This window comes from Shewanella decolorationis S12 (genome assembly GCF_000485795.1).
In the GTDB taxonomy this organism is placed as follows: domain Bacteria; phylum Pseudomonadota; class Gammaproteobacteria; order Enterobacterales; family Shewanellaceae; genus Shewanella; species Shewanella decolorationis.
The window spans coordinates 11,799-36,938 of record NZ_AXZL01000036.1 but is presented as its reverse complement, the minus strand read 5'-3'; the positions used below and the strand labels follow the sequence as shown (position 1 = coordinate 36,938).

The window sequence follows — 25,140 nt, the reverse complement described above, 5'->3', positions numbered from 1 at the left end:
TCGCGGTCTGTCCAACGATTGGCCGTCTCGATATCGACTCGCAGCACCACATGCAGATGATTCGACATCACGGCAAAGGCTGCGATATCAATGGCAAAAACCGCTTCCAGTTCAAACAATAATGACTCTACCCAAGCGCGGCGATGGTCATAGTTTTTACCCGAGTAACTATCATCACCACATAAAAATGCCCGCCGCACCACGCGGCTACAGCAATGGTAATAAGGTGTGTCTTCAAGACTTATCTGAGTTCTGCGAGGGCGCGGCATACAAACCTCCTTGTTCAATGCTTAACCAAAGCATAGTAGGAGGTTTACTACCGCGCTATTAAGGTTGGGTGTCCAGTTTTGTTTCCAGTTTTGTTGTTGGAGGTTAGCTACCGCGCTATTAAGGTTGGGTGTCCAGTTTTGTTTCGATGCTGGCTGTCGCAGGAGCCGCTTTCCCCGTATTACCTGAGGTCAAACGTACCTTAGCCGTGTGCTATTGCCCTTGTTGCCATCAAGCTATGCATTTTATGGGCGTTCATATGCGTCATCGACCGACAGACGCTAACATCACCGCCTAAGGCGAGAAGTATAAGGATAACGGGTTAACCAAACAGAATGAGGACTCGATAACGATTTGATGAACAAGCGATAAAAATATTAGCTCGTTCGCTAAGGGCGGGTCATGTCTGCATAAAAGTCTCTTTTAAAATAAGACCTTCGCCAGTACACATTCCCAATCCGCTATTTGCATAATAAAGTGTCAACAACCAGCATCGGGCTTGTTCAACACTTGGGATAAGGTCGCGGCTACGCGCGGCCTACCCTTATTTGTTAGCTTTATACTTCTGCCCAGCAACCAGCCTTTAGGGAGTACACAATTGGCGCATCTTCCGTTTTAAACCAATCGACTGGATGAGGAACTAAGGCTACAAAATACTCACTTCCATCTTGAGGAAAAATATTTGTTAGATCGCTAAGCACCCATTTTGCAATAGTCGTTGACTTGGGAACTACGAACAGTTTGTTCTTAGATCGCCCCATAAATAATTTACTCAAATCAATGATCGACTCTCTGCTATTAGAACTATGAAACTCACTTTCAACAAGCCATTCACAGGAACTGACAAATTCTAATTCTGTCTTTCCCGATGCCGAGTCTACTCGCCCAATTTTCGCAACTGATACATCGTATAGAAGCTCATTTATCTTAAAAGCATCTCTGTTTTCATAGTAATCTGAAGAAAATACTCTGTAATGGGGGGAGCAAAACTTTAATCTAAATTCCTTGGCAAGCTCCTCTATCCAGAGCTTACTCTTAAGTGAGTTTTCCAGATCATTGGATTTTTCTTTAGCGCTCTTATATGCGCAACGCACAATATCTCCAATCATGATTACTCCTCTACGTTTTTTATTATCGTAATGTCAATGAAAACTCTATAAAGCTAGCATTGTATTAGTGCGCATGCGCGTTTATCTCGTTGGACCAGTAAAAACGCGCACAGTTAACTATCTGTATGCAAAGAATTTATCAGCTTTCTGCCAAATACACCATCTGGAAAAACGCGCATGCGCGTTTTCAAAACCTATTAACTAAAATTCAGTTACTATATTCACCTGATTTTATAGCGCTTTATTTATTGCGCATGGAATTAGTGCGCACTGTTCTTGTCTTAAAATCATACAAAAATACCTAAATTTAAATATGACTGTATACCCATACATTGTTATGTTGATTTCTGGTAAGGCTAAACATAGGTAACTAGGTGAGAATTTGTATGGCAACAAGAGTAGGTATTTTCGATTGAGATAAAGAGCCGAAACAAGGAATGGGGCAACAAGCTTTTAGCCAGATGAACAGTTCAATGGTCGTTAAGATTACCACTGTTGCAACAGTGACCGTTGGCGGCATGGATGCCGCCGTCGAGCCTATAGGGACATATTCACGGCGTGTCACTGGGGAAACAATGGCAATGCACATAACGCAATATGTTATTTAGCAATATTGGTGTGATCCATTTCTAACTTCACAATCACAGCGAACCTACATTCACTCTGCCATTCTTGTATAAACCATTATTATCCCTAACAAATTAACTTTTCGCTTTGCTCTGGGCGGATAAACCAAGGTTTGAATAGAAATCCCTGTACTAGATCGATATTAAGTTCACGGGCTAGCTGAAGCTGTGCTTCGGTTTCTATGCCTTCGAGGATGCATTGTTTGCCCGTGCGTTTGCCAAATTCAATCAGGGCGCCGAGCAGGGCGATGCCATGGGGCGCGTCGATTAATTTAAGCCAGTAGCGGTCAAATTTGAGGTAATCCACATTCATCATTAAATCGATGGAGAGCATGGAGTGGGGGGCGCCGATATCATCGAGTGCCACTTGAATATTGGCCGCTTTAAATTGATGGAACAGGCGATTAGCAAGCTCGGCATCACTCACGCAAGTGTTTTCAATAATTTCCACCGTCAATTGCGGATGCTGCGATAGTAAGTCGAGTAACTTTTGGGTATGCGCACCATCTACTGCGTGTGGGTCCACATTCACAAATAACCGCTGCGCCTGTGGGGCGTGTTTGAGCTGAAAAGCTTTTGCCTGAAACTCGACCGCCGCCAGTTGTTCGCTGGCTTCGTGTAATTGCTCAAAGATTAGATTCGGGGCGATGGTTTGACCCTGCTCGAGGTAAAAACGGGCGAGTGCTTCATAGCCGTGAATGCGTTGAGTATGGGGACAGACGAAGGGCTGATATTCGCAACTTAAGGATAAACCGCTGAGATTGAGCATCGAGACTGGCGTGTTAAATGACTAATCGCTAATTATTCGCATTTAGTGGCCAAGAGTGCAAACAAGTTTACCTCGCTTGAGCGCGTTTGCCGATTAAACACTCATACGGTTAAACCTTGGGATAAAACGGCATCTTGATGTGGCCAAAAATGATCAAGGTGGCCAATGCCACCTTGATTACTGTTCGATTACTATCCCATTTTCGCCATGCGGCTTAGTAATGGAACTTGAGCTCAGCCTCGTTAAACAAAGGCTGTGGCTTTTGTTTTTGCGCCTCGTAAATCAACCGATAACTTAACACGGCTTGCACATATTCACGGGTTTCGGTGAAGGGAATGGACTCAATAAAACTCATGGCATCGAGCTTTCCATTCGACTCCGCTAACCAGCGGCGAACCCGCGAGGGGCCCGCGTTATAGGCGGCGGTTGCTAACACGCGGTTTTGATTGAAATCCTTCAACAATTGCGCGTAATAGGCGCTGCCTAAGTTTAAGTTAAGCTCTGCGCTGTAGAGATCCTTAGGATCGCTGTACTTAGCCCCGTGTTTCTTCGCGGTTGCCTTGGCGGTCGCGGGCATAATCTGCATTAAACCGCGGGCACCGACCCCCGAGGTCGCATAGAGGAAAAACGCACTTTCGCGGCGGCTAATGGCACGGATTTCATCAATATTGACCTTGTGCTTTTTACTGGCGTGTTCGAAGCCTGACTGATGCGCCATCGGGAAGCGCAGGGGAATATCATCCCAGAGCTTGCCTTGAATACTGGCCTCTACGCCAAAGTCATACCAGCCTTGATCGTGGGCATAACGACCATAGCGGGCGCGCATCTCATTATTACTGCGTTTTAGCAGGGCGACCCATTCATAGCGGGCATCGAAGTAACGATCCAGCGCCATCAGCTCCAGTACGCGCACAAAGCCTAAGTCGTCTTCGAGTTTTTGACTGGTCCCATCCACCACAGGCTCAGGACTTTGATTCAAGGACACGGGCTTATTCAATAACTGCGATGCGGCAAAACCGTAAAAATTGCGCTCATTACTGACCGCTGCTAACGCCTTAGTGGCGCTTTCGGGAGCGTGTTTCGCGTTGGTGCGATACAACCAATACTGCCAGCGCTCTTTGGCTACGCTTTCTGGCGATAATAAATCTAAGTAGCGCGCGATATGGGTGCTGTCTTGTTCACGGATCGCCCAGCGTAAGCGGCGCTCGAACATATCATCGCTCTTCATCTCGGGCAGCAGGTTATCGGCCCAGTCTCTAAAATTATCATCCTGCTCAATCAACACGCGGCGTACTAGATATTTTTGCAGCTGTTGATCCTGCGCTGGAGTAAAGCGTTTCGCTTTTTGATACCGTGTATATAAATTAATGGCTTGGTCGAGATCCTTACGGGCAAGACGTTTTAAGCCCGCGGCAACGATATCGCCAACGATAGGATTTTTATCCTTAAATTTTTCGGTATGGCGCAGGCTATTGGGATCTTTAAACACCGCCACTAAGCGTTTTGCCTCGGCGCTATGCACGGTGATTTTTTGCGACAAGTAACTCAGCAGGCTGGTTTGGCCCTCATCGAAACTCAGTAACATCCGCGCCCAAATCACATCCTGAGTACGTTTACCGGCCTTGGTCCAGGCATTGAAGAGGGGATCGCATTCCTTGGGACGGGAATCGCCATAGACCCAAAGTGACTGCGCCGCCGTGTAGGCGGTTTGGGTTTCGCCCTTGGCGAGTTTGGCCTCATAGAAATAACACTGTAGCCTGACATCGGTCGGCGCGTCTTGAGCGAGGCTCAAAAAGTCGTTCCATCGCTTTTGGCCGCCAGCATTTAATAAATATTTTGAACGCAGGCGCTGGTACATAGGCGTGGTTTGATACTTATCTATCATGGCCTTAGCGTCGTTGCCGCGTAAATCATTAAGTTTGCCAATGTCGATATCATGGTCGAGATAAATCGCCAGCGGATAATCGCCTAACTTAGCTCGCAGTGGCTTGTAGGTGGCATAGTCTTGTTTCTTTAAGGCTTTTTCAGCCTCGAGAAAGGTCTTCTGGGTAGAAGTTAACGCGAAAGCCGCAGAGGCATTCAATGCCCCTGCAATGATAATTGCGCTGGATAACACCATCTTTGTCAATGGGTTGCACATGCAGAACTTGCCTCCGGGCATCAAGGTTACAATCGACTTTTCCCTATCGATTCAGGATTATGAGTTATTGGCTTTTAAACTGCGTGTTTATCGTTATTGTTCGAGTGCGGTGGCATCCTCAGTATGGGGCAAAAGCGTATCGCGATGGGTTTGATTATCACCGCTGTCCTGCGCATCACTCTCGTCTAAGGCTTCGTTAAGCGCCTTCTCAAGTAACATCTTATCGAGTTGCTTGCTGGTATCAACACCTAGTTGCTGCATTAAATGTGCTTGACGCACTAAATTGCCTTTGCCCGATGACAATTTGTTCATGGCACTGTGATAGGTTTTTTCGGCGTTATCCAGAGCTCGGCCGAGTTTTTCCATATCGTCAAGGTAGCCACAGAGTTTGTCGTAGATCCGACCCGCCTGTTTGGCAATGGTTTGGGCGTGCTGGTTTTGATACTCGTAACGCCAGATATTATTGATTGTTCGCAGGGCAACCAAGAGGTTGGTTGGACTGACCAGCATAATATTTTGCTCGAGGGCAAAGTTAACAAGACTTGGATCATGCTCTAGGGCTAGTAAGAACGCGGGTTCAATCGGAATAAACATCAACACGTAATCTAAGCTTTTGAGCCCGTGTAAACGCTGATAATCCTTTTGACTCAAGCCCTTAATATGATTACGGATCGATAAAACATGCTCATTGATGGCCTGTTCACGCACCAACGGATCTTCGCTATTAAAATAGCGCTCGTAGCTGACAAGCGACATCTTGGCATCGATAACCACGTCTTTATTTTCAGGCAAATGCACGATCACATCTGGCTTAAAGCGTTTGCCGCTGTCGTCTTTCAGATCTTGCTGGGTGTGGTATTCGTGACCTTCACGCAGGCCACTTTCTTGCAGCACGCGGTCTAAAATCACTTCGCCCCAGTTACCTTGCTGCTTGTTATCGCCCTTTAGAGCTTTGGTCAGGTTAATGGCATCCTGACTCATTTTTAAGTTGAGTTCGCGCAGGTGTTCTAATTGATGCTTAAGGGCGCTGCGTTCCGACTGTTCATGGTTGTAGGATTCGCGAATTTGCTGTCTAAAGCCTTCTAACTGTTGCTTCAACGGCCCGAGCACACCTTCTAACTGATTGGCGTTTTGATGCTTAAAGCTTTCGCTGCGTTCTTCGAAAATACGATTGGCAAGGTTCTCAAACTGAGTTTGTAGGCGCACTTCGGCACTTTCTAGGGTGGCGATTTTCTCCTGCATGGCGGATTGCTGGGCATCGGCCTTGGCCTGAATGGTCTGTTGCATCGCATTGGATTTGGATAAGGCCAGTTGGAGCTCAAGTTGGCGGCGATGGCTGTCGGCAAGTTGCTGCTCAACACTCGGCAGGCGCTCGGCCATGGCTTCGGCTTTACCCAGTTGTTCTATCTTTTGCTCTAAGCGCTGTTGGCATTGGCGCAGTTGGTTATCTTTGTCGTCGACTAAAACTTGCTGCTGGGCGAGGGAGAGCTCGGCGTCTTCGTTTACTTGCCGCATTTCTTGCTCTAATTCGTCTTTAAACTGTTGCCAGCGTGAGCGGGTGAGACGTTGATTGAGTAGGGCACCGATTAGCAGTCCTAAAAAGGCCACGGCGAGAAGACCGATGATCTGGGCGAGGGAAAAAGATTGAGAAAATGGCATCTTACTAGCACTCCTTTAGCTATGGCGCCTAGGGTCGCATGCCCCAAAAAAGGCTTCAAGTGCTTTAATAAACAATCTGTTTAGGTGATGACTCAAATGAGCAAGACTTAGTCGCTTAAGTTGAGATACTGTGAGTGATGAAATTTTTTTGCTGTTATCTGTGTCTATATCACTACAGCAACTCAACACAGGTTCATATACCTGCATCTTTAATGGACTCACAGAGTGAGCACAGGTACATAACATTTATTTTTGCAGAGGTGTCCATTGGCTAATCAATCACGTTTTACACCGGGTATTTTGAAAAAAGCGCGCTGGCATATCCAAGATAATCAAGTGACACCCGAGTCGGTGTTTAAAGCACGCCGTCACATAGTCAAAGCCATGGGCCTTGGCGCGATTGGGGCTAGCATTCCGGGTTATGTGCAGGCGGGATTATTCGATCTGTTTGGTGAGCAGCCCAAAACCAGCTTTATCACTACGCCATTGACCTTTGAGGCCAATGCCCGCTTTGGTAAGGACGAAGTGCTGACTCCCGTGGATAAGGTCACCACCCACAATAACTTTTACGAGTTTGGCACCAGCAAACAGGATCCGTCTGATAACGCCCAGCAGTTTAAGGTCGACCCTTGGCAATTACGCATTGAAGGCGAAGTGGAGCGCCCGATGACCCTCGATTATCAAGATCTGACTAAGCTGTTTCCCCTAGAAGAACGTATTTACTGTCTGCGCTGCGTCGAAGCTTGGTCCATGGTGATCCCTTGGGTGGGCTTTCCGCTCGCCGCTTTATTGAAAAAAGTCGGCGTGACCAGTAAAGGCAAGTATGTTGCCTTTGAAACTGCCTTCGATCCTGAGCAAATGCCGGGGCAAAAGAGCCGTTTAATGGGCGGCGGCATTCATTATCCCTATGTGGAAGGCTTAACCATTGCCGAGGCGATGAATGAGCTGACGCTGATGTCGGTCGGACTCTACGGTAAAACCCTACCGCCGCAAAACGGCGCGCCGATCCGCTTAGTGGTGCCTTGGAAATACGGTTTTAAGAGCATTAAATCCATCGTCCGCATTCGGGTGATGGACAAGCAGCCGCCCACCAGTTGGAATCAACTCGCGCCCCATGAGTATGGTTTTTATGCCAATGTTAATCCTGCGGTGGATCATCCCCGTTGGTCACAGGCGAGCGAGCGGCGCATCGGCGAGGGTGGGTTGTTTTCGGCAAAACGCATCGATACGCTGCCCTTTAATGGTTATGGCGAATTTGTCGCCTCGTTATATGAGGGGATGGATTTGAGGCGGTTTTATTAACTCATTCGGCGGGCGTCGGCTAGGCGCAAGCGATTGCGTCTAGTGAACAAATGGCATTATCTAGCGGCATACTGGCTAGTGCCTTGAAAGAGTCAAAAGAGTAGGAGTCCTATGTTCAATATCACGGCGTTAAGAGTCACGCCAAAACAGCTTTTGTGGATAAAGCTGGTCTTTCATTTGATTGGGCTTATCCCGATTGCTTGGCTGATTTTTACTGTGCTGTCGGGCCGTGCTGGCGGTGATCCCGTGCAGCATATTATCCACTTTACGGGTATTGGCGCTTTAAATGCGTTGGCGGCCACACTGCTGATTTCCCCCCTTGCTAAGGGATTAAAATTAGGCTGGTTGATGCAGACGCGCCGTTTAGTTGGCTTGTATGTGTTTGCCTATGCGACTTTGCATATTGTGGCGTTTTTTAGTTTAGATCTGCTGTTTGCCTGGGAGTTATTCTTCAGCGAGGTGGCGAAACGGCCTTATATTTTAGTCGGCGCACTGGCCTATGTGATTGTTACCGCGCTAGCACTGACGTCCTTTAAAGCCTTGATGCGTAAAATGGGCCGCCGCTGGCAAACGCTGCACTATGGGGTGTATGTGGTGGCGATACTGGCGCCGATTCATTTTTATTGGTCGGTAAAATCTGAAATCATCGAACCGAGTCTGTATATCCTCGGCTTTGCTTTGTTGCTCGCGTGGCGTTTACCCATTTGGCAGAAGAAGCGCAGCAGCCGTGTCGCCATGGCCGCCGAGGGCAGGAGGTAATAAAAGTAGTTTTGACATTTTTAAATGAGCAAAGAAAACGGCGTTTGCAGAGCTTGCAAACGCCGTTTTTATATCAGGCGGGAAGATAATAGGCTTAACCTAAACCTTGGGTCGCTGATTTCATTTGAATAAATTCAATCTTATAACCGTCTGGGTCTTCCACGAAAGCGATTTCAGTGGTGCCGCCAGCAACAGGGCCGGGAGCGCGAGTCACTTTACCACCCGCGGCGGCAATGGCTTCGCAGCGGGCATAAATATCTTCATCACCGATGGCGATATGGCCAAAGGCCGTGCCGAGATCGTATTTTTCAGTTCCCCAGTTGTAGGTCAACTCGATGACAGCCTGACCCGTTGATTCTTCACCGAAACCCACGAAGGCAAGGGAATATTTGTACTCTGGATTTTCTGAGGTGCGGAGCAGCTTCATGCCCAGCACTTGAGTGTAAAAAGCGATACTGCGTTCTAAGTTACCGACGCGAAGCATGGTGTGTAACAGTTGTGACATAGGATTATCTCGGTCAATGAATTACGCCGGCAGTATATCAAAATTTGCCGTAAGTCATGCAATCGAATAACTGAATCGCCCAGTCTTGATTTTGACCATTGTGTGCGCTAGGGAAGTTCTTGCTTTGTGAGCTACGTCACCTTGTTTGTCTGCGCGGTGTGAAAAGTGCACGATAATTTAGCTCTTGCTCACAAAATAACTATCTCAATATAGGCATTTTTGTCGGGCTTGATAATAATGGTGCCATACCAACTAGGAGAATGAATATGAACACCGAACTTAAAATGGCTCTAGGTACTACAGTTGTGATTGCTTTATTTTTCAGTGCATTCTTTGTATCCATGTTCTGATATAACATTCAAATCAAATCCTGTGCAGAGGCGTTTAAGTCAGACGATTTAAGCGCCTTTGTGTTATTTGCCTTATCGTTTAGTTCGCTTCCCCGTTTTGAGTTTATGCCTTGTCTATACGGCCCTTGTGAATGTGGTTGATATTTGCTGCGTTTAAATTTTGTGATTCGTTGCAACACTTATGCAAATAGTTTGAAAATTGATTATTTTGATATTTATATATTTTGATTTTCAAACTAAACTGACGGCAGAAGTCATCAATCACCACAGCGGGTTTGCTCTTGTTGCATAAATTTACGCTCATTAATTTATGCAAACTAGGGTAAAGCGCTTAGGAAAAAATAATGAAAACAACATCTTCAACCGAGAATCCGATGCAGAGTACTGGTCTTGGGCATTCTGTCGCACAGTGGCAACATTCCCATGGATTTTCTAGTCAAAATACCGCAGGTGAAAAAAACACCCGTTATGTGTTGTATCTCACCGTGATTACCATGGTGGCCGAGATTGTGGCCGGAACCATTTATGGCTCTATGGCATTGCTGGCCGATGGTTGGCATATGGGCACCCACGCCGCCGCCTTTATGATCACCTTATTTGCCTATTCCTATGCCCGTAAGCATGCCAATGACCCGGCTTTTGCCTTTGGGACTGGTAAGGTCAGTGTGCTTGGCGGTTACACCAGCGCCATCGCCTTGGGCTTAGTGGCCTTAGTGATGTTAGTTGAATCGGGTATGCGCTTGATTAATCCTGAGGATATCCACTTTAATGAAGCGATTTTTGTCGCCCTGATTGGCTTAAGCGTGAACGTACTGAGTGTGTTCCTGTTGAAAGATCATCATTCCCACGACCATGGACATTCACATGGGCATTCACACGGCCACTCGCATGGACATTCGCACAGTCACTCACACGACCATGATCACGATGATGAAGATGATGACCATAAGGAGCATCAAGATAATCATTGCTGCCATGGACACGATCATCATGCTGCTGACCATGACCATGACCATGACCATGACCATGACCATGACCATGACCATGACCATGACGGCCATTCACACACACACGCACAGGGTCATTCCCATGGGCATTCACACGGGCACTCGGGCCATGATCATAATCTGAGGGCGGCTTATTTCCACGTTTTAGCCGATGCGTTAACCTCAGTGCTGGCGATTGCAGCACTATTGTTCGGTAAATATATGGGCTTAACTTGGCTCGACCCGATTATGGGGATTGTTGGCGCGATTATTATCAGCCGCTGGTCATGGGGGCTTATCCAACAGACCAGTCCAATTCTGTTGGACGGTGGGGTAAAGGCCTCGCTACAACGTAAAGTGCGTGAGACCATAGAGGCGGTACCGGATCATCAAGTGGCCGATTTACATATTTGGCGCGTGAGTGCCGATCACCATGCTATTATGGTGTCCATAGTGTCTCACTCACCGAAAGAAGCCAGTTATTTTAATCAGTTACTGACTAAGTTCCCTGAGTTATCCCATATTACCATTGAGCTGCATACTTGCCGTCAACGTGAGTGTGTGGCTAAGGAAGCCTAATGACAGTTGCACACCCGCATGATGCTTTATCAGCCGCGTCCGCCCATTCTACGGATCAGGCCTTGAACCATGTGATTATTGAGTTTTATGAAAAATTATCATCATGGGAGCATGCTATTGTGCGCGATAAGGGATTTAGCTTATCGCAGGTCCACACGATAGAGTTATTGGGTGTACACGGCGCGATGCGAATGAAAGAGCTGGCCGACAAAATCGGCGTGACCACAGGCACGCTCACAGTACAAATCGATAAAATGGTCGATTCCCAGTGGGTGATGCGCCGTCCACATGAGAGTGATAGACGCTCGATTCTGGTCGAGCTCACCGAGAAAGGTCAGGCGCTGTTCCTCGAACATGATGCGCTGCATTTGCAATTAACGACCGATCTCACCGCTAAGATGAGTGCAAAGGAGCGAAGCTTACTGTTGAGTCTGCTGACGCGGATGAACCAAGAGTTTTAATGGCGAAGTTAACTCGCCATTCAGTATTTACTAAAGCGCCCCGATGGGCGCTTTTTTATGGCATAACATCTCGAATATTTTCGATTCATTCTCGATTAATCATCCGTGATTACAATATCTTACCTTTTGTTACATTCTTGTTGTATTAAAGGTTGAACTGGGGGGCAATTAGGGTAATGTAGAACAGAAATCAAGATGGACTCTGTTTACAAGGAATAAAATGAATCGAAATAAATTACTGCCTTGGTGCATCGCAGGGGTACTCACAATGAGTGGTCAACTCCACGCAGAAGAAGACAAATACCTTTGGCTTGAAGAGGTTGAAGGCGCAAAGCCGATGGAGTGGGTTAAGGCTCAAAATGCCACTTCTGCCGCCGAAATTAAAGCCTTTAAGGGCTTCGATACCTTAGTTGCCAACAGCCTTGCTATCCTCAATGATAAAGAGCGTATTCCTTACGCCACCCATATAGGCGATAAGCTGTATAACTTTTGGAAGGATGATACCCATGTGCGGGGGATTTACCGTCGCACCACGATGGAAGAATACGCCAAGGCGGATCCAAAATGGGAAACCGTGCTCGATGTCGATGCCTTAGGCAAAACCGAAGCGGTTAACTGGGTATTCAAAGGGATTGATTGCCAGTATCCACAGAATCAGCGCTGTTTTGTGTCCTTATCCCGTGGCGGCGCCGATGCGGTCGAAGTGCGTGAGTTTGATTTAACCACTAAAGACTTTGTGCCTGCGAAAGACAAACCTTTCTTTTTAAAAGAAGCGAAATCTAGCCTTAGTTGGATTGATACCGATCAGGCCTTTGTCGGCACCGACTTTGGCGATGGCCAAAGCATGACCGACTCGGGTTATCCCCGCGTGGTGAAGTTATGGCAACGTGGTACGCCGCTTGAGCAAGCGAAAACCATTTTCAGTGGTGACAAAACCTCGGTTGCGGTGTCGGGTTGGGTGATGTTTGACGATAAAACCCCGCTGAGCCTAGTTACTGAGGCGCATACCTTTTACACCGCTACTCAATATGTTTACCAAGATGGCAAATTGATTAAGTTGCCGCTCCCGCAAGATGCCGAGATCAAAGGCTATTTCCAAGGCAAGTTGTTTATTGAGCTCAAGAGTGACTTAGCAACCCCTGCTGGGAAATTCAGCCAAGGCGCGGTGGTGTACGCCAATGTGGCGGATTTGATTGCCCAAAAAGAATCATTTACTGAATTTGTTAGCCCTACGCCTACCGCATCAATCGCCCAGTTAAGTTTCAGTAAGAGCGCGATTTTTGTTAATTGGCTTGATAACGTGAAGAGCAAGCTGGTTCGCTACGAGCAAGACGAGAAGGGCGCATGGCAAAGCACGCCTGTACCTTTTGAGGCCAATGGCGCGCTAACCGTGATGGATATGGAGCGCGACAGTGATGATTTCTTTGTTAATTACACTAGCTTTCTTGAGCCATCGACCCTGTATACCGTCAATGCTAAGGCGCTAAAACCGAAAAAAATCAAAGGTATGCCTCAGCAATTTGCGGCGGATAAATTTAAAACTGAGCAGTATTTTGCAACATCAAAAGATGGCACCAAAGTGCCGTATTTTGTGGTGATGGCAAAGGATCTTAAGCTCGATGGCAGCAATCCTACACTGCTCTATGGTTATGGCGGCTTTGAAGTGTCACTGCGTCCAGCCTATTCTGCAACCATTGGTAAAAACTGGTTAGAGCAGGGCGGCGTGTATGTGCTGGCCAATATCCGTGGTGGCGGCGAGTACGGCCCTGCGTGGCATCAAGCGGCACTTAAGCAAAATCGTCATAAGGCTTATGAGGACTTTGAAGCTATCGCCGAGGATCTCATTGCCCGTAAAATTACCTCGAGCAAGCATTTAGGCATTCAAGGTGGCAGTAACGGTGGCTTGCTGATGGGCGCAGCCTTTACCCGTCGGCCAGATCTCTACAATGCCGTGGTCTGCCAAGTGCCATTACTGGACATGTACCGTTTCAATAAGTTACTGGCCGGCGCAAGTTGGATGGGGGAATACGGTAATCCTGATATTCCAGAGGAATGGGCCTACATTAAAACCTATTCGCCATACCATAATCTGCACAAGGACACCCATTATCCAAAGGTGTTCTTCACTACCTCAACCCGTGACGACAGGGTACACCCTGGGCATGCGCGTAAGATGGTGGCTAAGATGAAGGACATGGGCATCGATGTGCTCTACTATGAAAATATCGAGGGTGGGCATGCTGGCGCAGCAGATAATAATCAAGCTGCGGAACTAAATTCGATGGCGTTTGCCTACTTATTACAGCAGTTAAAATAATCGTGATGCGTGATAGCCAGTTTTAACAATTCGCGGTTAATACCGAGCAAGTCCCTATAGGTTGGGGAGCAAAAAACGGTCGAATTCATTGAGGTTCGGCCGTTTTTTTAATCCGCATATTAACTTGTTAATAATATTAATTATTTTATTGAGTAGGTTAAAATCAGTTGCTAAGATGGCATTCATTTATAGGCATAAGATTACCTTAAGAAAACTAAGCTAGTTTCGGCCCACTATTTATTTAAGAGAGCATTGCCAGTGCTGACGAGATTTAAAACTCTAACCGTGAACCGCTTCACCTTTATCACCGCATTATTTTACGTTTGCGTTTTTAATATCCCACTCTTTGAAGTCATCAAGAAAGGCATTGAAAAACAGCCCGATGTCGATCCGATCTTTATCGCATCCATGCCATTGTTTTTAGTTTTTGCTCTGAGTTTTGTGTTTTCGCTGTTTACGGTGAAATACCTAGTAAAACCCTTTTTTATCATTCTTACGCTGTTGTCATCGAGCGTGTTTTTTGCGGCGCTCAAATACAATGTCGTGTTCGACTACGGCATGATTGAAAACACCTTTCAAACCAACAGCGCCGAAGCGCTGATGTATGTGAACTTTGCTTCCATCCTCAATATGCTGCTTACGGGGATTTTACCCGCCTATCTGATTTACAAAGTCGATATCCAATACAAGTCATTTTTCAAAGAGTTGCTACATAAAGTGTTGTTTATGCTAGCGATGTTAGTAGGGCTCGGGATTATCGCCTTCTTCTATTTTCAAGACTACGCCGCCTTTGGCCGTAATAATGATGAGATCAAGCGTTATATCGTGCCAACCTATTTTATTGGTGCGGCCGCTAAGTACATCAATGTGCACTATTTACAAACGCCAATCCAATATGAGCAGTTAGGTCTAGATGCGAAGAATGTTAGTCGCAATCCCAATGGAAAACCTAATTTGTTAGTGCTTGTTGTGGGTGAAACCGCCCGTTCGATGAATTATCAATACTATGGTTATGATAGGCCAACTAACGCCCACACAGAGGGACAAGGCTTGATCGCCTTTAAAGACACCCATTCCTGTGGCACGGCTACCGCGGTTTCGTTGCCTTGTATGTTTTCGCGTATGGGACGTGAGGATTATGATTCTCGCCGCGCCTATGCCCAAGACACGGCCATCGATGTGTTAAATCATGGCGGGATTAAAGTGCAGTGGTTTGATAATGACTCGGGCTGTAAAGGGGTGTGCGATCAGGTTGAAAACATCACTATTGACTTGAATAGCGATCCTGAACTTTGCTCAGGCCAATATTGTTTCGACCAAGTGCTGCTCAATAAACTCGACGAGGCACTTGCTAAAGCTGAGCAGAAAGACACTGTGATTGCCCTGCATGTGATTGGCAGCCACGGGCCGACGTACTTCCTGCGCTATCCGCCAGAGCACCGTAAATTTACGCCGGATTGCCCACGTAGCGACATTCAAAACTGCAGCGCCGAAGAGCTGATAAACACCTATGACAACACGATTTTGTATACAGATTACATTATCAGTGAAGTGGTGAATAAGCTTAAACAGCAACAGGCTAAGTTTGATACCGCTATGTTATATGTGTCGGATCACGGTGAGTCCCTCGGTGAGAAAGGCATGTATCTGCACGGTGCCCCCTACAGCATAGCGCCGATTGAACAAACCAGTATTCCTATGCTGGCCTGGGTGTCGGAGGATTTTAGCCAAGACAACCATTTGAATATGGCGTGTTTAGCCAAAGAGGCCGAGAAGGGCGGCTTCTCCCACGACAATTTGTTCGACAGTCTGTTGGGATTAATGAACGTGCAGACCCAAGTGTATCAACCTAAGTTAGATATCTTTGCTCGCTGCCGCGGCTAAAATGTCCATGTTAGTGAGCATGACTCAAAGGAGGATGTTAACAACATCCTCCTTTGTTTTTTGCGGCACATCATAATAATTTTTGTACCCAGTATCCAAATTGAAGCAACTGAGTTAACTTAAGTTATACAAAAATATAACAACTCTTGGTGCTTGATCCATGTCCTCCCCTGCAGCAAATAAAGAGCTTGATTGTGCGGCACAAATTTTACGTTTAGCAGTACCACAAATGTCCGCGCTAGATATTCCGGTTACCCCTGAAAACTACACCGTTTGGTATGAGTATTTTGCCCAATCAAACCTCGACTTAAATCGTGCTATTGATGGCTTTCTTGCAAACAATGTCGTGTTTACTAAGGAGGTCAACACCAGTCTGTACAAGAATTTTATTCAAGAGAAATCCCCTGAAGTCATCGAAAACGTACAAATTGAAACTCAGATATTAATCAATTCACTGATCAGTAAAATTACCCAGTTAAATCAAGGGACAGAATCATTTTCAAGCACGTTAGCGGATTTCGGATTACAGCTCCAATCATCACCCGATGTGAGTACATTGAACCAGTTAGTGGATGGGGTGATTGATGAAATGCAGCATTTATTACTGAATAACCAAACTATGGAGCAGAGTCTAAGTGCCATGGGGCAAGAGGTACAAAACTTAAAAACCGAAATGGAAAATTTGAGTCTGGCGGCCATGACTGACCAATTAACTTCTTTGCACAACCGCCGCGCCTACGAAATTGCGATTCAGGACCATATTCACCGCGCTGAAGAACAGCAAACACGCTGTAGCCTTTTATTGATCGATATTGACCGATTTAAATTGTTCAACGACACCTATGGCCATCAGGTTGGCGATAAAGTGTTGGCATATGTCGCGCTTGCCCTCAAACAATGCGTGCGTGGCGATGACTTTGTCGCCCGTTATGGTGGCGAGGAGTTTGTGGTGTTACTGCCAAATACCCATTTTCACGATGCGCTGCAAGTGGCCGAAACCTTGAGGGAACGTATTTCTGAGCGGCGCCTAGCCATAGGCAAAGATAAAAAACTCTCCTTGGGGGCGATTACAGTGTCTATCGGTTTAGCCTCGTTGCAAAAAGGGGATGATGCGGAAACCCTGTTCAGCAGAGCAGATAAAGCCCTGTATGAAGCTAAATCCGATGGCCGTAATTGCGTGCGGGGCTAGATTAATGTTGATCCTCAGCGTTGTTGAGGGTGACAAGTACAAAGGTTTTAAAGATTTAGTCGTATCTTGTCACTCTGACGTTAAAGGTGAAATCTTGGTGTCTGGATAATACGCTTTAGGTCAATAAATGCTTAAAATGCAGTAAACGATTGTTAGCGGGCATGGCGATATCTTCAACCAAGGTTAGATTTTGAGCCTGCGCTAGTTGAGTTATCCATTCAATATCTCTAATACCACTCTGACTATCTCTTTGTTTTAAAAAGTAATCAAATTGTCGATTGCTATCGCTAGTAAACTGACCTTGGTAGTTAAAAGGGCCGTATATACATAAGGTATTTAGTTGTGGCAAATATTCACCTAAGCCATTAAAAAACATCTCGACCGTGGATTTGCTCATAATATGCAAGGTATTGGCGCTGAAAACGGCGTCAATACCAGTACCATCTACGGGCCAAGGTTGGGTGACATCGAGTGCAAAGGGTAAGCCTAGATTGTGAATACCTTTTTGATGCCCTTGCTGGTGGCATCTTGCGCTGATGCCCTTAAGATAAGCGACTTGATCGCTGGTTTGCCAAAAAAGCTGAGGCAGATTTTCAGCAAAGTAGACCGCGTGTTGGCCTGTGCCGCTACCAATTTCAAGCACCTGTTTGGCACTGGCAAAGGCGGTTTGCAGCACGCTGAGGATCGGTGCTTTGTTATTTTCACAGGCCTGAGAAAAAGGCAGTGTGCTAGGCGGTATAAAAGTATCCTGTGACATGGTTTGTCCTAAAATTGTCCAATCAGAGGGCAACGAAGTCGGTTTTTCCATCTAAAGAAACTGTGCCCCAAAATGCTGCGAGATGCTAATGGCCTCTAGCTTAAGTGAATATGGCGGCTACTTCCATTCAGAACCGAATAACTCGTTTATTCTTATCAAGTTGCCTCATTCTTCTGTTGACCAAGTTATTGACTTCGCTATACTCAAAAATTCTGAACGATTGTAAAAAATATAAAACATACAAATCTAAATCTGCCCAAGGAAAGCCTATGTCAGCCAAACGCTGCGCCTCTTATTACAATGCTACCATCAAGCAAGAGTCTGATTATCCAGAACTCGAAGGCGATATTCGGGTCGATGTGGCCATTATCGGCGGTGGATTTACCGGTGTGGCAACAGCGGTTGAATTGTCTGAAAAGGGCTACAAGGTCGCATTGTTAGAGGCAAATAAAATTGCCTGGGGCGCGACAGGCCGCAATGGTGGCCAAGTGACCGGAAGCCTATCTGGCGATGCCGCCATGACCAAGCAATTGCGGCGTCAGCTTGGTCAGGAGGCCGAAGATTATGTGTGGAATCTGCGCTGGCGTGGGCACGATATCATCAAAAACAGAGTGGCGAAGTATGGCATTGATTGTGATTTAAAATTTGGCCATATCCAGACGGCGTATCGCCCCTCACATCTGGCAGAGTTACAGCAAATGTTCGATGAAGCCAATCGCCGTGGCATGGGTGAGTTTATGACCTTAGTGCCAGAACAGGATATGCCCGCCTATTTAGCTTCGCCCTTGTATCACGGCGGTTTAGTTAATCGACGCAATATGCATCTGCATTCGGTGAATTTATGTCTTGGTGAGGCGCGAGCCGCAGCCTCCTTAGGCGCTAAGATTTTTGAACACTCGCAGGTGCTGGATATTCAGCAAGGAGAGCTGGCAACTGTTGTCACGCCAAAAGGAACGGTTAAGGCAAATAACGTGCTTATCGCGGGCAATGCCTACCACAAATTGGGCCGACCTCAGCTGAGGGGCATGTTATTTCCCGCCTCCCTTGGGAATTGTGCGACAGCGCAATTGCCGCCAGAGCTGGCTAAGCAACTCAATCCGCAGGATTTAGCCGTGTATGATTGCCGCTTCGTGCTGGATTATTACCGCTTAACCGCCGATCACCGTTTGATGTTTGGCGGTGGCACCAATTACAGCGGCCGCGATCCTAAAAACGTTGCTGCCGAGCTGCGTCCGGCGATTGAACGCACTTTCCCCCAGTTAAAAGGTGTCGATATTGAATTTGCTTGGGCTGGCATGGCGGGAATTGTGATTAACCGTATTCCCCAGCTGGGCAAGATAGCGCCGAATATCTTCTATTGTCAGGGATATTCGGGTCATGGCGTCGCGACTTCCCATATTATGGCAGAGATCATGGGGCAGGCGATCGATGGTCAAATGCGCGAGTTTGATCTCTTCGCCGCGATGCGCCATATCCGGATCCCACTGAATGAATGGTTTGGTAATCAGGCCCTTGCGCTAGGGATGTTGTATTACACCCTAAGGGAAAACTGGCGCTAAACAGGTGGGGCGTCTGACGAGCGCGAGGTGATTGTCACTCATATTGGATTTATTGTTGTGAGTTAACTGCTCGCCAGTTTTTCAGCTAAATAATCCACTAAAACCCGCACTTTAGCGCTCAGGTGACGATTCTGGGGGTAGAGTGCCCAAATGCCTTCTTTAGCTTCGCGGTGGGCGTCGAGGAAGGAGATGAGTTTACCTGCATGAATATCTTCCTCAATATAATAATCAGGGAGTTGCACTATCCCTATGCCCTTTAGCGCCGCATCACGCAGGGCGTAACCGCTGTTGCAGATAAGGTTGCCACGTACCTTAATATTGCGCTCGCGGCCATTTTCAATAAAGCGCCAGTAATTGTGATTCCCGATCAGGCAATTATGTTGATTTAACTCCGAAAGCGTATGGGGCTCACCGTATTTTTCAACGTAACTGGGTGAGGCGGCCACATAATGGGTGCGGCTACTCAAAGGTTTGGCCATCAGGCTAGAGTCGGCGAGTTTGCCAAGGCGAATAGCCAAATCATAGCCGCCTTCAATCAAATCTAAGGTTCTGTTGGTCAAGTCGACATTAAATTCCACACTGGGATACTGCACCATAAAATCATTGAGTAATGGCATGATAAATTTTTCGCCGTAGGCCACGGGGGCGGTGAGTTTCACCAATCCTTGGGGCGAGCCCTTTAGATCGGTAATGGCCCGTTCGGCCTCCTCGAGTCCTGTCTGTAATTGGCGGCAATGGCGATAATAAATCGTGCCTTCTTCGGTGAGCGATACCTTGCGAGTCGTACGGTAAAACAGCTTAGTGCCGAGGCGATTTTCCAGCGCGCCGATTTGCCGACTCACGTGGGCGGTGGACACATTGAGGCGCTGCGCCGCTAGGGTAAAGTTCTCGGCTTCGGCCACTGCCACAAATTCTGATATGCCATCCCAAAGGTACATTATTACTCCTTAGTAAAAATGAATTACTAAAATGCTAGATTATCAATCCTCATGAAATAAATACAATCGAGTGACTGCATTACCGAACACTATTTTTAAGCTGATCCGTTCGCCTCAATCTATGCTTACAAGCGAGTCGGGCTAGGATAAGCCATAAATTGATAAGCCCATTGATTAAGAGAAGGAAAGGCAAGCATGTCGAACGAAAAACCACAGTTTATCAAGTCAAAGGCCGCCGTGGCCTGGGGGCCGGGACAGCCGCTCAAGATTGAAGAAGTCGATGTGATGTTACCCAAAGCCGGCGAAGTGTTAGTTCGCATCGTGGCGACTGGGGTGTGCCATACCGATGCGTTTACCTTAAGCGGTGATGACCCGGAAGGCGTGTTCCCTGCGATCCTCGGTCATGAGGGCGGTGGTATTGTTGAGCAAGTGGGCGAAGGCGTGACCAGCGTGCAGGTGGGTGACCATGTGATCCCACTTTACACGCCAGAATGCGGCGAATGTAAATTCTGTTTATCGGGTAAAACAAACCTGTGCCAGAAGATCCGTGCGACCCAAGGTAAAGGTTTAATGCCAGATGGCACCACGCGATTCTATAAAGATGGCCAGCCCATTTTCCATTATATGGGCTGTTCTACTTTCTCTGAATACACTGTATTACCTGAGATTTCATTGGCTAAGGTCAATAAAACCGCGCCATTAGAAGAGATCTGTTTGCTGGGTTGTGGTGTAACAACAGGTATGGGCGCCGTAATGAACACTGCTAAGGTGGAAGAAGGCGCGACCGTGGCGATTTTTGGCCTTGGTGGTATCGGTCTTTCGGCCATTATTGGTGCGACCATGGCTAAAGCTAGCCGGATCATTGCCATCGATATTAACGAATCTAAATTCGAACTTGCCCGTAAATTAGGGGCTACCGATTGTATTAATCCGAAACATTTCGACAAACCTATTCAAGAAGTGATTGTCGAGATGACCGATGGCGGTGTGGATTACTCCTTCGAATGTATCGGTAATGTCAATGTGATGCGCAGCGCGCTCGAGTGTTGTCACAAGGGCTGGGGCGCGTCTGTGATCATTGGTGTTGCGGGTGCAGGGCAGGAGATTTCTACCCGTCCATTCCAACTGGTGACGGGCCGCGTATGGCGCGGTTCTGCCTTCGGTGGCGTGAAAGGACGCTCGCAATTACCTAAAATCGTTGAACAATACCTAGCGGGTGAGTTTAAGCTCGATGACTTTATCACCCACACTATGGGACTTGAGCAAGTCAACGAAGCCTTCGACTTGATGCATGAAGGCAAGAGCATTCGCAGCGTGATCCATTTCGATAAATAAGCGCTCAGTTTGCCATCACAGCAGCAGATAACCGCTAACGGCTTATCTGCTGCTTGTGCGTTTTAAGCTTGCAATAGGGCCTTGAACGGCAAGTGAAACGCTGAAAGTGAACAGGAAAGGGATTGAAATGACCATAGAAAATATCAGTTGTAACAAGAGTTTTGGTGGTTGGCACAAACAGTATCGCCATCAATCTCAGGCGCTGAATTGCGAGATGCGCTTTGCGATTTACCTGCCACCCGAGGCGGCCAACAAACCTGTGCCTGTGTTGTATTGGCTATCGGGTCTCACCTGTACCGACGAAAACTTTATGCAGAAGGCGGGCGCGCAGCGTATTGCGGCTCAGTTGGGAATGGCTATCGTCGCCCCGGATACCAGCCCACGTGGCGATGATGTTGCCGATGCTCCGGATAAAGCCTATGACTTAGGCTTAGGCGCGGGGTTTTATTTAAACGCGACCAGAGCGCCTTGGAATCGTCACTATAAAATGTACGACTATATTGTGCATGAACTGCCAGCGCTGATTGAAGCGAATTTCCCCGTGACGGAGCAGCGCGCTATCTCTGGCCACTCCATGGGTGGGCACGGCGCGTTAGTGATAGGGTTAACCCATCCCCACAGATACAGCTCAATCTCGGCTTTTAGTCCTATCAGTAATCCAAGCAATGCGCCTTGGGGGATTAAAGCTTTTACCGAGTATTTAGGGGAAAATCGCGAGCACTGGCGCCAATACGATGCCTGTGAGTTGCTAAAACTGGCTATTAATGAAGTGCCTGTGTTAGTCGACCAAGGTGACGCCGACAGCTTTTTAGAAGCGCAACTGATGCCGCAAACGCTCAGTGATATTGCCAAAGCAAAAGGTTACCCCTTAGATTTGCGTATGCAGGCGGGCTATGACCATAGCTATTATTTTATTGCGAGCTTTATTGAAGAGCACCTTAAATTCCATAGCTTGTATTTTAAATAAGGTTGCCAATCGTTAACCCCTTTCAGGATTAAACCTCAGAGTTAAAGCCTAGGGTTAAATATTAAAAATCGCGGTGAACTCAAGTTTACCGCGATTTTATTTTCTATAGATAAATCGCGATGTCATTCAGCATGTCTTGTTGACCCATCGCGGCTGAATGATTTGAACGCCGCAGCTATATCTCAAATGAGAAAAAGTTGTTAAGTTCTCGAAATTAAAGATGATTTATTCTCTATATTCTCAATACAATATTGACGAATAAATATATAAGGATAGGAGTTCAATATGAAATGGATGTTCGTGCTGTTACTGGCGATAACGAGTACCGCCAATGCCATGATTATCAGGCATGATGTGGAAGACGCGAAATATCAAGCGGCGGCGCAACGCGATAATTCGACGGTCACCTTTTTAGGGCTTTATAAAGGTGATGAAATCGTGCTTGGCACTGGCAGCCTTATCGATAAGCAATGGATTGTGACGGCTGCGCATGTGGCTAATGAGCTAACGACTGGCAATAAAGTGCAATTTAAAACGGATTTTTACTCGATTAAAGACGTAATAAAACATCCACTTTGGAAAGAAAGGCACTTTCCCAATGACATTGCATTGGTCCAATTGGCATCTCCAATTGAAGACGCCACAATCGCTAAATTGAATCATGCCTCAACCGAAAAGGGCAAAATCGCCACCTTTGTCGGGCGTGGCGACTATGGTAATGGGCTGATGGGCGTTGCGGGGGCCGATAAACAATTACGCGCGGCACACAATGCCGTGGTTGGGGTGCAGGAGCAATGGCTGCAATTTATCTTTGACCGCGACGCGAACGCCTTACCACTAGAGGGGATCAGTGGCCCTGGAGATTCGGGTGGCCCCGCATATCTCGTCTCGACAAATTTAGTCTGCCTTATCGGTGTCAGCTCATGGCAAAATGCCGAGTCAACCAATTGGGAAGAGGGTAAGTACGGTGTGATTGAGCATTACTCACGCATTGCCTATTTCAGGGATTGGATCGAGAAAACGCTTTTGCAGACATCCGGAATATCGCCAGAAATATGTCCCGATAGTTAAGGTATTAGATTGTACGGGATAAACAAATGCCGCGCTTAATCGTTTAGGTTTGGACGGTTAAGCGCGGCATGACAGTATTAAAGACTTAAGTTAATTAACAGCTTGAGTGGATTAACACTCGACAATGTTAACCGCAAGGCCGCCTTTGGCGGTTTCTTTGTATTTGCTGCGCATATCTTTACCGGTGTCCATCATGGTTTTGATCACTTTATCCAGTGACACCTTGTGGTTACCGTCGCCGCGTAGCGCCATACGTGAGGCGTTAATCGCCTTGATAGCACCCATTGCATTACGTTCAATACAGGGCACTTGTACTAGGCCGCCTACGGGATCGCAGGTCAAGCCTAGGTTATGTTCCATACCGATTTCGGCTGCGTTTTCAACATGTTCGACTGTGCCGCCCATGATCTCGGTTAATGCGCCTGCTGCCATTGAGCAGGCTACACCGACTTCACCTTGACAGCCAACTTCAGCGCCTGAAATCGAGGCATTTTTCTTGTAAAGAATACCAATCGCAGCGGCGGTTAACAGGTAACGGGCGCAAACATCGATATCGACTTCTTGCACGAAGGTATCGTAGTAACACAGCACGGCAGGGATAATGCCTGCGGCGCCGTTTGTTGGCGCAGTCACAACGCGATCGCCAGCAGCGTTTTGCTCGTTGACCGAGAGGGCGAATAAATCGACCCAATCCATTGCGGTTAATGGATCGACGTTGTTACGGCCTTCGGCTTTGAGGCGACGATAGAGTGCTGGTGCGCGGCGACGAAGTTTTAAACCGCCTGGCAAAATGCCTTCTTTTTGGTAACCACGTTCAATACAGGTTTTCATGGTTTGCCAGATATTCCACAGCTTGGCTTTGACTTCTTCTTCACTGGCAAGGCTAAGCTCGTTGGCCATCATCAGGGAAGAAATGCTTAAGCCATGCTCAGTACATAAATCCAGTAATTGGGCGCTGCTGTTAAAATCATAAGGTGCTGATTCAATTTGCGATGCTGGTGAGGCATTACGTTGGTTGATTTCATCTTCATCTAAGATAAATCCGCCGCCGACAGAGTAATAAGTACGCTCAAAAATACATTCGCCTTTGCTATAGGCGTATAACGTCATGGCGTTCGCATGGGCGGGAAGGGTTTTACGTCTGTGGTAGGTAATGCCATCCTCACGGGTAAATTTGACTACTTTGCCACAGCTGAGGGTGAGGGTCTCATTTTTAGACACTTGCTCAAGAATGCCATCAATGCTGTCGGTATCGACAGTTTCAGGATCTTCGCCCATTAAGCCTAAAATAACGGCTTTACCCGTGCCGTGGCCTTTGCCTGTTTGGCCGAGGGAACCAAAGAGTTCGGCTCTTAATTCATCCACTTGAGCAATCTGGCCCGAATCAGCAAGGTGCTGCATAAAAATTTTGCCCGCTTTCATGGGGCCAACAGTGTGTGAACTCGAAGGGCCAATGCCGATCTTGAACATATCGAATACGCTAATCATGATTGAAGTCCTGTTGTGTCTCGATTTTTATTTTAGTGTGTGCGGATGATCTTTGCCGTCATAACGCCAATTCGCTGGTTTTTATGCCATAAACTCTGGCAAACTGCAGACATCAACCGCACT

20 protein-coding genes and 1 pseudogene are annotated in these 25,140 nt (G+C 47.0%); 12 read left to right on the top strand and 9 right to left on the bottom strand.

What is annotated here, in order from left to right:
* Positions 1–269, bottom strand: a 269-nt coding sequence (locus SHD_RS01575; protein ID WP_039977119.1) for a hypothetical protein, incomplete at its 3' end; no start/stop codon positions are given.
* A 146-nt stretch (positions 270–415) separates the two neighbouring features.
* Between SHD_RS01575 and SHD_RS21765 the strand changes: the two are divergent.
* Positions 416–565: pseudogene (locus SHD_RS21765) on the top strand (IS91 family transposase); the annotation flags it as partial.
* A gap of 259 nt (positions 566–824) precedes the next feature.
* Here SHD_RS21765 and SHD_RS01570 read toward each other — a convergent pair.
* The 4 genes from SHD_RS01570 to rmuC form a co-directional block, all read right to left on the bottom strand.
* Positions 825–1,376 carry a hypothetical protein gene (locus tag SHD_RS01570; RefSeq protein ID WP_023265543.1) on the bottom strand — a complete coding sequence of 184 codons (552 nt, stop codon included), beginning with the start codon at positions 1,374–1,376 and terminating at the stop codon, positions 825–827.
* A 693-nt stretch (positions 1,377–2,069) separates the two neighbouring features.
* Positions 2,070–2,771 (bottom strand): EAL domain-containing protein, encoded by a 702-nt coding sequence (locus tag SHD_RS01560; protein WP_023265540.1) that lies wholly within the window; start codon positions 2,769–2,771, stop codon positions 2,070–2,072.
* Between the two features lie 214 nt (positions 2,772–2,985).
* Positions 2,986–4,911: a transglycosylase SLT domain-containing protein gene (locus SHD_RS01555; protein WP_039977117.1), complete on the bottom strand. Its 1,926-nt coding sequence runs from the start codon at positions 4,909–4,911 to the stop codon at positions 2,986–2,988.
* A gap of 93 nt (positions 4,912–5,004) precedes the next feature.
* Positions 5,005–6,570: a DNA recombination protein RmuC gene (rmuC, locus tag SHD_RS01550; RefSeq protein WP_023265538.1), complete on the bottom strand. Its 1,566-nt coding sequence runs from the start codon at positions 6,568–6,570 to the stop codon at positions 5,005–5,007.
* A gap of 267 nt (positions 6,571–6,837) precedes the next feature.
* Between rmuC and msrP the strand changes: the two genes are divergently transcribed.
* Together msrP and msrQ are read left to right on the top strand one after the other, a co-directional pair.
* The gene (gene msrP / locus SHD_RS01545; RefSeq protein ID WP_023265537.1) at positions 6,838–7,872 is read left to right on the top strand and encodes a protein-methionine-sulfoxide reductase catalytic subunit MsrP; all 1,035 of its coding nucleotides are present in this window, start codon (positions 6,838–6,840) and stop codon (positions 7,870–7,872) included.
* 111 nt (positions 7,873–7,983) lie between these two features.
* Positions 7,984–8,631, top strand: coding sequence for a protein-methionine-sulfoxide reductase heme-binding subunit MsrQ (gene msrQ / locus SHD_RS01540; RefSeq protein ID WP_023265536.1), 648 nt, complete (start codon positions 7,984–7,986; stop codon positions 8,629–8,631).
* A gap of 94 nt (positions 8,632–8,725) precedes the next feature.
* On the opposite strand, the gene gloA is transcribed toward msrQ, so the two are convergent.
* Positions 8,726–9,136: a lactoylglutathione lyase gene (gloA, locus tag SHD_RS01535; protein ID WP_011717181.1), complete on the bottom strand. Its 411-nt coding sequence runs from the start codon at positions 9,134–9,136 to the stop codon at positions 8,726–8,728.
* A 694-nt stretch (positions 9,137–9,830) separates the two neighbouring features.
* Between gloA and dmeF the strand changes: the two genes are divergently transcribed.
* From dmeF to SHD_RS01510, 5 genes are all read left to right on the top strand, one after another.
* Positions 9,831–11,051 carry a CDF family Co(II)/Ni(II) efflux transporter DmeF gene (gene dmeF, locus SHD_RS01530; RefSeq protein ID WP_023265534.1) on the top strand — a complete coding sequence of 407 codons (1,221 nt, stop codon included), beginning with the start codon at positions 9,831–9,833 and terminating at the stop codon, positions 11,049–11,051.
* A complete protein-coding gene (locus tag SHD_RS01525) occupies positions 11,051–11,512 on the top strand; it encodes a MarR family winged helix-turn-helix transcriptional regulator (RefSeq protein WP_023265533.1) in 462 nt (153 codons plus the stop codon). Before dmeF ends, SHD_RS01525 begins: the two co-directional genes overlap by 1 nt.
* A gap of 220 nt (positions 11,513–11,732) precedes the next feature.
* A complete protein-coding gene (locus SHD_RS01520) occupies positions 11,733–13,829 on the top strand; it encodes a prolyl oligopeptidase family serine peptidase (RefSeq protein ID WP_023265532.1) in 2,097 nt (698 codons plus the stop codon).
* A 258-nt stretch (positions 13,830–14,087) separates the two neighbouring features.
* Complete coding sequence (locus tag SHD_RS01515) at positions 14,088–15,713, top strand: phosphoethanolamine transferase (RefSeq protein WP_039977121.1); 1,626 nt, start codon at positions 14,088–14,090, stop codon at positions 15,711–15,713.
* 160 nt (positions 15,714–15,873) lie between these two features.
* Complete coding sequence (locus tag SHD_RS01510; protein ID WP_023265530.1) at positions 15,874–16,902, top strand: GGDEF domain-containing protein; 1,029 nt, start codon at positions 15,874–15,876, stop codon at positions 16,900–16,902.
* A gap of 115 nt (positions 16,903–17,017) precedes the next feature.
* On the opposite strand, the gene SHD_RS01505 is transcribed toward SHD_RS01510, so the two are convergent.
* On the bottom strand, positions 17,018–17,659 hold the full coding sequence (locus tag SHD_RS01505; protein ID WP_039977114.1) for a DUF938 domain-containing protein: 642 nt from the start codon (positions 17,657–17,659) through the stop codon (positions 17,018–17,020).
* Between the two features lie 269 nt (positions 17,660–17,928).
* Here SHD_RS01505 and SHD_RS01500 point away from each other — a divergent pair, with 269 nt between their 5' ends.
* A complete protein-coding gene (locus SHD_RS01500) occupies positions 17,929–19,218 on the top strand; it encodes an NAD(P)/FAD-dependent oxidoreductase (protein WP_023265528.1) in 1,290 nt (429 codons plus the stop codon).
* A 62-nt stretch (positions 19,219–19,280) separates the two neighbouring features.
* Here SHD_RS01500 and SHD_RS01495 read toward each other — a convergent pair whose 3' ends face one another.
* Complete coding sequence (locus tag SHD_RS01495; RefSeq protein WP_023265527.1) at positions 19,281–20,156, bottom strand: LysR substrate-binding domain-containing protein; 876 nt, start codon at positions 20,154–20,156, stop codon at positions 19,281–19,283.
* A 195-nt stretch (positions 20,157–20,351) separates the two neighbouring features.
* On the opposite strand from SHD_RS01495, the gene SHD_RS01490 reads away from it, so the two are divergent.
* From SHD_RS01490 to SHD_RS01480, 3 genes are all read left to right on the top strand, one after another.
* Positions 20,352–21,491 carry an S-(hydroxymethyl)glutathione dehydrogenase/class III alcohol dehydrogenase gene (locus tag SHD_RS01490; protein WP_023265526.1) on the top strand — a complete coding sequence of 380 codons (1,140 nt, stop codon included), beginning with the start codon at positions 20,352–20,354 and terminating at the stop codon, positions 21,489–21,491.
* A gap of 127 nt (positions 21,492–21,618) precedes the next feature.
* Entirely contained in the window at positions 21,619–22,458 is an 840-nt protein-coding gene (gene fghA / locus SHD_RS01485) for an S-formylglutathione hydrolase (protein ID WP_023265525.1), read from the top strand.
* Between the two features lie 285 nt (positions 22,459–22,743).
* Positions 22,744–23,529 (top strand): S1 family peptidase, encoded by a 786-nt coding sequence (locus SHD_RS01480; RefSeq protein ID WP_023265524.1) that lies wholly within the window; start codon positions 22,744–22,746, stop codon positions 23,527–23,529.
* A 111-nt stretch (positions 23,530–23,640) separates the two neighbouring features.
* Here the strand turns inward: SHD_RS01480 and SHD_RS01475 are convergent, their stop codons facing one another.
* Positions 23,641–25,017 carry an L-serine ammonia-lyase gene (locus SHD_RS01475; protein ID WP_023265523.1) on the bottom strand — a complete coding sequence of 459 codons (1,377 nt, stop codon included), beginning with the start codon at positions 25,015–25,017 and terminating at the stop codon, positions 23,641–23,643.
* Positions 25,018–25,140 lie beyond the last annotated feature (123 nt).